This is a genomic window from Mycoplasma sp. 5370 (assembly GCF_054343435.1).
The window spans coordinates 19,010-27,126 of sequence record NZ_JBTGVF010000011.1 but is presented as its reverse complement, the minus strand read 5'-3'; the positions used below and the strand labels follow the sequence as shown (position 1 = coordinate 27,126).

Here is an 8,117-nt window from a genome sequence, read left to right as displayed (position 1 = left end):
ATTTTAGGTATTTAATTTAATTTGAGAAGTAATTTGCTATTCAGTTTTGAAAGAATTATTTGCTCCTGAAAGGAGTTTTTTTATTATTTAAATACTTAAATAATAAACTTTTTAATGAAAAAATTTTTATTCAAAAAAGCAAAAAAATGTTTATAATTTAATAGTAGCAACGTAGAAGGAGAGGAATGAAATTTAAAATTTTAGATTTATTTTCAGGAGCTGGTGGATTTTCATCAGGTTTTGAACAACATAAAGATTTTAAAACTAGTATTGCTGTAGATTTTGATCAAAACGCATTAAACACCTTTAAATTTAACTTTCCTAACACTAAAATAATTTGTGGTGATTTGACTTCAAAAGAAGTAAAGTCACAAATTATTGAAACTGCTAAACAAGAAAAAATAAATATGATAATAGGTGGACCACCTTGTCAAGGTTTTAGTTTAAAAGGAAAACTTAAAGGTTTAGATGATCCAAGAAATTTTTTATTTTTAGAATACTATAATTTAGTAAAAAAATTAAAACCAGAAGTTTTTGTTATTGAAAACGTTAAAAACCTTTTAAATACACTAGATGGTTATTTTATTAAGCAAATATATGAAAAATTTACTAATCTTGGTTATAAAATTAATTATGGAATTTTAAATGCTAAAGACTTTGGAGTACCGCAAAAAAGAGAAAGAGCAATAATTATTGGTTCTTTATCTAAAAACATTAATTTGCCCATTAAAAATACAGAAAAAATAGTTACTGTTAAAGATGCTATTTCTGATTTAAATTATTTAGAATCTTCAGAAGGATCTTTTGAAAGTGAATATTTATTCAAGTCTCAAAGTGAATACCAACAGATGTTAAGAGGAAATAAATTATTTAATCATCAAGCAACAAATCATTCACAAATTGCTTTAGAAAAGTTAAAAATGATACCTTCAGAAGGTGATAAAAATCACCTTCCAAAAGAGCTATGAGGAAAGCAAAAATTTAGTACAACTTGATCAAGATTAAAATGAAATGAAGTAAGTCCTACTATTGATACAAGATTTGATACCCCTTCTAATGGAAAAAAATCTCATCCTGTTTTACATAGATCAATAACTCCAAGAGAAGCAGCAAGATTACAAAGTTTTCACGATAGTTTTGTTTTTTTAGGACCAAAAACCAGTGTTTGCAAACAAATAGGAAATGCTGTGCCACCACTACTTGCAAAAGAAATAGCAAAGCAAATTGCAGATGCTTACAATAATGATGAAAATACAGTAAAAACAGAATTATTCAATGCTGATGCAATTAAAATTATTGATAAATTAATAGAGAGCAAAAAGAAGGCTGATCATATTATTTGTGATCCACCTTATAATATTTCAAAAGAAAATAATTTTTCAACTCTAAACTCACCAAGAAAAGGAATTTTATTTGGACAATGAGATCAAAATTTTGATTTATTTAGTTGAATTCCAAAGTATGTCCAACTTTTAGATGATAACGGTTCAATAATTATTTTTTGTTCTTATAAATATATAAGTTTTATAATAAAAGAACTAGAAAATAATAAAATAGAAATTAAAGATGTTTTAGTTTGACAAAAAAGCAATCCAATGCCAAGAAATATAAATAGAAGATATGTGCAAGATATGGAATTTGCAATATGAGGTGTTAAACAAAAAGCAAAATGAATATTTAATAAACCAAAAAAAATCATATTTAAGATCACTTTTTGAATTTCCTGTTGTTTCAGGAAAAGAGAAAGTTGATCATCCTACTCAAAAAAGTTTAAAATTAATGGAAGAAATTATCAAAATTCATACAAATGAAGGGGATTTAATTTTAGATCCTTTTATGGGTAGTGGAACTACAGGAGTTGCCGCATTAAAATTAAAAAGAAATTTTATTGGAATAGAAAAAGATGAAAAATATTTTAAAATAGCAAAAGAAAGAATTGAAAAAATAAACATAAAATAATTTTATGGAGGTTTAGTATAATGGCAGTACAATGGATTCCAAACCCATTGGTAAGGGTTCGATTCCTTTAACCTCCGCCATATGTAAAAACACCAAATGGAGTAAAATGGAAAAAGAAAAAAACATATTTAATTATTTAATAAAAAATACGTCAAAATTTAATTTATCAAGTACAAATTTCTTTGAATTTTTAGATTTAAATGGAGCTAAAAAACTGATTTATGCTTTTGAAAAATTAATTTTTCAAGAAAATAAAAAACAAAAAATTTTTATTGCAAATCAAAATAGCGAAAAAGCAGATAAAATTAGTGAAATTTTTATTTCTTTATTTGAATTTAAAGATACTAATCAAATTACAACATTAAGAAAAAAAGATTCTATTTTTTTTCCTTTGTTTGCTTTTGCTTCTAGAAAAGTAGGTTTTGATTATTCTATTTATATTAGCGAAAATCCTTTAAGCAAAGAAATAAGTATTAGCTTTTATAAAGGAAATATGCAGTTTTTGAGCAAAGAGGAAATTGAAAAAATGAAATTTTATTTTGAATATGAAACAAATTTAGAATTTGAGAACATTCAAAAAAATAATAGTTTTTCAATTTTGAAAATTGACAATATTGTTGAAAATTTTGCAACCACTTTAATTAATGATTTTATGCTACGAAAAAATGATTCTAAAATTCTTAATATAGGTTTTTTAAATAAAAATAATGACATTAAATTATTACAACAAAAGATAGTTGGAAAAATGGATTTAAAATTTAATTATTCTCCTTTTAGCATAATTAAAAGTAAAATGATTAATAAACTTTACTTTAATTTATTTAAAAAATCTGATGTTTTAATAGATTATGAAAATGACTTTAATAACATTATTTTTTATGTTAAAAATAAAAATAAATATATAAAAATAAGTGATATTGAACTATTTATTACTATATGTCATTTTTTAAATACTGAATTAAATACTACCAAAATTTTAATGAATAATGAATTATTTAAAATAATAGATTTAGAAGTAATTAAACAGAGACTTTTAAATAAAGAGGGCAGTAACTTAATTAATGTCAATTTGGATTCTAAAATGAATATTACTATAGAACAAAAAACTTCTTTAGTTTTTGACAATCCTTTTAAAAACCTTATTTTGTTTTTAAATTTTCTAAATTATTGCAAAACACAAAATTTAAATTTTGAAAAAATACGTGACTTTTTAAAGAAAATTTATAAATACAACGAATTAGAATTTAATTCCTTAACAAGTAAAATTAATCTAGAAAAAACAAAAAATATTTTCTTTGAAAAAGGATATAAACTGATTTTTGAACATCAAAATGATTCTATGCAAACATTTTATTGTTATTTTGAAAATAAAATGAGTGAAAAAATTTGATTTTTTTATAATTTTTCTTTTTGTAATGCAAAAATTATGTATGAATCCAAAAAAAATGTAAAATATAATTATTTTATGCATAAATTAATAAAAAGGATTAAAAATGACAACAAAATTTAAACAAAAAGAATATAGATTATTAAATAATGGAAAATCCCTTGAAAAAGGAGATGTAATTTCTTTTAAAGCAACTAACACAATGTTTGAAGATGTAGAAATCAAAAATTTTGATAAATTAACAATTATCTCTATTTTCCCTTCTTTAAACACTAGAGTTTGTGATGAACAAACAAAAGAAATTTCTAAATTAGCATCAGAATTTAAAGAAGTAAGATTTATTTCTATTTCACTTGATTTACCAAGTGCTATTGCTGAGTGAAAATCAGTAAATTTATTACCTAATATTGAAATCTATTCAGACTACAAACATAGAGAATTTGGACTAAAATACGGATTTTTAATTGATCAAGTATTTTTACTAAATCGTGGTTATATAGTGTTAAACAATCAAAATAAAGTTATAGATTTTTCATACAACACAGATGTACATGAACAAATAAATTTTGAAAAAATTAGAGAAATTATCAACGAAAATATTTAAATTCAAAATATTAACTTTAAACCGCACCAAGCGGTTTTTATTTTCTTCTATCATTGTAAAAATTTCACTTTTTTCTTAAAATATTTAAAATTTTTATTATAATTTATATACTTTTATGATAATTACTAAATAATAAATAATATCAAATAAAAAATTTTAAAAAAATCTCAAAAAAATTTGGTTTTTTTAAAAAAAATAGTATAATTATAAAAGTATGTTAATACGAGACAAGCTCGAGTGGCGGAATAGGTAGACGCAAGGGACTTAAAATCCCTCGGTGGCAACACCGTGCTGGTTCAAGTCCAGTTTCGAGCACCAGTGCGCCCTTAGCTCAGCAGGTAGAGCAAATGGCTTTTAACCATTGGGTCAGAGGTTCGAATCCTCTAGGGCGTACCATTTCAATATATTGTCCAAAGAAAATACCTTTATGGGTATTTTTTTATTTTTTAATTTATGAAAATAATTAACTAAAATAAAGGGAAAATAGATGTTTTCAAAAAAATGAAAAAAAACTTAGTTTCCTAAGTTAGTTATTTTTAGCATTTTTCATTGAACGCATAACAGCTTTAATTTGTGTTTCAGAAGCTTTTCTTCCCATTTGTAGGAACATAGCTCTAATCATTTTTTCAGTAATTGGAGGATTTTCTTTTATTTGTTTTTCAAACATTTTCTTAGATACTAAAACTCCGATGATACCACCAACAATAAATAAAATTACTGCAACAGCAATAACAATACCTATTCAACCACCAAGACCTACTCCCCCAGCTGTTTCCACAACTTTTACATTAGTTGTTTCATTAAAAATTTTTAACATAAATTTCCTCCTATGATTTTTCTCCTTATATTATACCAATCAATTAATAATTTTAGGTGAAAACTATTAATTTTATTAATTATTATTATATTATTTTTTTGTTTTATAAAACAATAGTTCCTCCAATAATTCAGGAAATTCCTATAATACAAAAAACAAGACCAAAAAATAAAGGACTAACTAATTTTATTTTTTCTCAAACTGGTAAATACATTCCAGTGCTTTCATAGTCAATGTTTTTTACACTCTTTTGGTTGTTTTTTTCTTTATATTTAATTAATTGCTTTTCTTTGTACTCTTGTGCTTTTCTTTTTGTTCTTGGATAATAGAAAAATAAAATAATTCCAAGAACAATGAAAAGAGATCCAAATAAAATGGTTGCTCACAAAGGTAAACCATCTAATTTTTTATTTTCTAGTGATCCTATTTGATTCATAATATTAAATTATAAAACTTTTTAAAAATATATTATAATTAAAATAATATTTAATTAGGAGGAATAATGTTTAATGTTAATGATTTTAAACCAGGGATAACTTATCAAGAAGATGGTGAACTTTTTATTGTTTTAGAGTCCCAGCACTCAAAACAAGGTAGAGGTCAAGCAACAGTTAAAGCAAAAGTAAAAAACTTAAGAACAGGAGCTACAACAATTAAATCCTACACAGGTGGAGATAAAGTTGAAAAAGCTCATATAGAAAAAACAGGTATGAATTATCTATATAATGACGGAAACGAAATTATTTTAATGGATGAAGAAACCTATGAACAAATTGGAATTGATGTTTCTAAACTTCAATGAGAATTGAACTTTTTAAAAGATGGATTAAAAGTTATTGTTAGAAAATTCGAACAAGAAATTTTAGATATCGAATTACCTATCAATATTGAGTTAAAAGTAATTGAAGCTCCAGAAGCTGTTAAAGGAAATACCACAACAAACCCACAAAAAAAAGTTATTGTGGAAACAGGTTTTGAAGTCGAAACACCTATGTTTATTAAAGAAGGTGAAATTATTATTGTTTCAAGTGAAACAGGAAAATACGTTGGAAGAGCTGGTAAATAAATATGAATTATGTTATTGTTAATTACGGTCTTAATCAAATTTATACTGTTTATGAACAATCATTTTTACAAACAGTAAAATCTGTATTTTCTAAAACTGATTTTGTAAAACTAGATGGTGATGTTAAGATAAAATTTAACAATTCCAATACCAATATTAGTATAGAAGCTCAATTTTACATTTATGAAAACAAACATGAATTTAGCGATATTATCAATAACTTAATTAACTCTTTAAGAGAATCAATTAAGTTGCTTATAGGAATAGATGCTGAAAACATTTCATTGTTTTATAAAGGAAAAATAAATAAAAAATAAAATTAAAGGATAAAAATGAACTACAATAAAAATTTAGATCAACTTTCCATTAATACTTTAAAAATTAATGGAACAGCAGCAATAAATAAAGCAAATTCAGGTCACCCAGGTATTGTTTTAGGTGCTGCAACAATTATGCACACTTTATTTTCAAGACATTTAGTTTTTAACCCAATGTCTCCAGAATGAATTAATAGAGATAGATTTATCTTATCAGCAGGACACGGCTCAGCATTATTATATGCTCAATTAAGAGTTTTAGGATTAATAAAAAAAGAAGATTTAATGAACTTTAGACAAATGGATTCTTTAACACCAGGTCACCCAGAATTTGGACATACAATAGGAGTTGAAGCAACAACAGGACCACTTGGTCAAGGAATTGGAATGGGAGTAGGACTTGCACTTGCAGAAAGTCATTTAAATTCTAAATTTTCTGAAATTAACCATTATACATATGTTTTATGTGGTGATGGAGACCTTCAAGAAGGAGTAACTAATGAAGCTTTATCTCTTGCAGGAAAATGAGAATTAAACAAATTAATTATTTTACACGATTCAAACGATGTGCAACTTGATACAAAAGTTGAAGCAGTAAATTCAGATGATTTAAGACTAAAAATGGAATCACTTGGATTTTTCTACCAACAAGTAAAAAATGATGTAGAAAAAATTTCTAAAGCAATTGAAAAAGCAAAATCATCTAAAAAACCTTCATTTATAGAAGTTAAAACCATCATTGGTGAAGGCGCAACAAAACAAGGAACAAGCGATGTGCACGGTGCTCCACTTGGTAAAGACTTTGAAAACCTAAAAAGCAAATTAAATTGAACAATGGATGATTTTGAATTACCACAAGAAGTTAAACAATATTACAGAGAAACTCTGTTTAAACGTGGAGAAGATGCACAAAATTCTTTTGTAGAATCAGAAGAATTAAAAAATTATTTAGAAAATGCTAATAAAGAAATTTCTATTAATTTAACATTAAAAGAAAATGATGCTACTAGAAATTCATCAGGTGCTGTTATTAAATATTTAAACGAAAATACACAACACTGAATTGGTGGATCAGCAGACTTAGTTGCTTCTACAAAAGTTGGTGGAGCTGATGGGGTATTTTCAGTTGAAAACAGACAAGGAAGAAACCTATTATTTGGAGTTAGAGAATTTGCAATGGGAGCAATTGCAAACGGACTTGCACTTCACTCAGTTCTAAAACCTTTCGTTTCAACATTCTTTGTATTTTCAGATTATGTAAAACCAGCAATGAGACTTTCAGCATTAATGAAATTGCCAGTAACTTATGTATTTACACACGATTCAGTGTTTGTTGGGGAAGATGGGCCAACTCATCAACCAATTGAACAATTAGCTATGCTTAGATCATTACCTGGAATTAAAGTTTTAAGACCCGCTGATGAAAAAGAAGTAATTGCTTCATATGAATTAGCAATTAATTCAGTAAACAAACCGCACGTTATAGTTCTAACAAGACAAAATATCACTTCACTTGCTTCAACAAATAAAGACTTATTTAAACAAGGAAGTTACTTTGTAAATCAAACAAATTCTAAATATGCTTTAGTTGCAACAGGAAGTGAACTAGCAACAGCGCTAAAAATCGGTAAAGAATTTGATTTAAACGTTATTTCAGCATCTAACTGAGATAATAAAGTGCTTTGAAACCCAATGAACACCATTTCTATTGAAGCAGCTTCTACTTTTGGATGAGCAAAATTAGCAAGACACAACATTGGACATGATGATTTTGGTTATTCAGCTCCAGGTGATCTAGTTTATAAAAAAATCAAACTTGATTATGAATCAGTAAAACAATACGTTGTAAAACACTTTAAATTAAATAAATAAAGAAGGTGTATTACAAAAACAACATTACAACAAAATACACCATCAACTGATTCTAAGTATTTTACTAAATCAAAAATTTTTAAAATTACAATTCC

The 8,117-nt window shown here is 25.5% G+C and carries 8 protein-coding genes, 3 tRNA genes and 1 pseudogene; 10 read left to right on the top strand and 2 right to left on the bottom strand.

The window, feature by feature from the left end:
- Positions 1-185: 185 nt before the first annotated feature.
- The 7 genes and pseudogenes from ACXX88_RS02310 to ACXX88_RS02280 form a co-directional block, all read left to right on the top strand.
- Positions 186-1,166: pseudogene (locus ACXX88_RS02310) on the top strand (DNA cytosine methyltransferase); the annotation flags it as partial.
- Positions 1,167-1,620: 454 nt separating this feature from the next.
- Entirely contained in the window at positions 1,621-1,959 is a 339-nt protein-coding gene (locus ACXX88_RS02305; protein ID WP_458559476.1) for a DNA-methyltransferase, read from the top strand.
- Positions 1,960-1,965: 6 nt separating this feature from the next.
- A tRNA-Trp gene (locus ACXX88_RS02300) sits at positions 1,966-2,039 on the top strand.
- 26 nt (positions 2,040-2,065) lie between these two features.
- Entirely contained in the window at positions 2,066-3,469 is a 1,404-nt protein-coding gene (locus ACXX88_RS02295) for a hypothetical protein (RefSeq protein ID WP_458559475.1), read from the top strand.
- Complete coding sequence (locus ACXX88_RS02290) at positions 3,453-3,950, top strand: redoxin domain-containing protein (RefSeq protein ID WP_458557732.1); 498 nt, start codon at positions 3,453-3,455, stop codon at positions 3,948-3,950. Before ACXX88_RS02295 ends, ACXX88_RS02290 begins: the two co-directional genes overlap by 17 nt.
- A 231-nt stretch (positions 3,951-4,181) precedes the next feature.
- A tRNA-Leu gene (locus ACXX88_RS02285) sits at positions 4,182-4,268 on the top strand.
- Between the two features lie 2 nt (positions 4,269-4,270).
- Positions 4,271-4,346 (top strand) — tRNA-Lys (locus ACXX88_RS02280).
- A 130-nt stretch (positions 4,347-4,476) separates the two neighbouring features.
- Here ACXX88_RS02280 and ACXX88_RS02275 read toward each other — a convergent pair.
- Both ACXX88_RS02275 and ACXX88_RS02270 read right to left on the bottom strand, forming a co-directional pair.
- On the bottom strand, positions 4,477-4,767 hold the full coding sequence (locus tag ACXX88_RS02275; RefSeq protein WP_436358444.1) for a YneF family protein: 291 nt from the start codon (positions 4,765-4,767) through the stop codon (positions 4,477-4,479).
- A 103-nt stretch (positions 4,768-4,870) separates the two neighbouring features.
- A complete protein-coding gene (locus tag ACXX88_RS02270) occupies positions 4,871-5,203 on the bottom strand; it encodes a hypothetical protein (protein ID WP_458557522.1) in 333 nt (110 codons plus the stop codon).
- Positions 5,204-5,269: 66 nt separating this feature from the next.
- Between ACXX88_RS02270 and efp the strand changes: the two genes are divergently transcribed.
- From efp to ACXX88_RS02255, 3 genes are read left to right on the top strand one after another with little or no spacing between them, the layout of a single operon-like run.
- A complete protein-coding gene (gene efp / locus ACXX88_RS02265) occupies positions 5,270-5,833 on the top strand; it encodes an elongation factor P (RefSeq protein WP_436358442.1) in 564 nt (187 codons plus the stop codon).
- Between the two features lie 2 nt (positions 5,834-5,835).
- On the top strand, positions 5,836-6,150 hold the full coding sequence (locus tag ACXX88_RS02260) for an MMB_0454 family protein (RefSeq protein ID WP_436358441.1): 315 nt from the start codon (positions 5,836-5,838) through the stop codon (positions 6,148-6,150).
- A 15-nt stretch (positions 6,151-6,165) separates the two neighbouring features.
- A complete protein-coding gene (locus ACXX88_RS02255; protein WP_458559474.1) occupies positions 6,166-8,022 on the top strand; it encodes a transketolase in 1,857 nt (618 codons plus the stop codon).
- Positions 8,023-8,117: the final 95 nt, after the last annotated feature.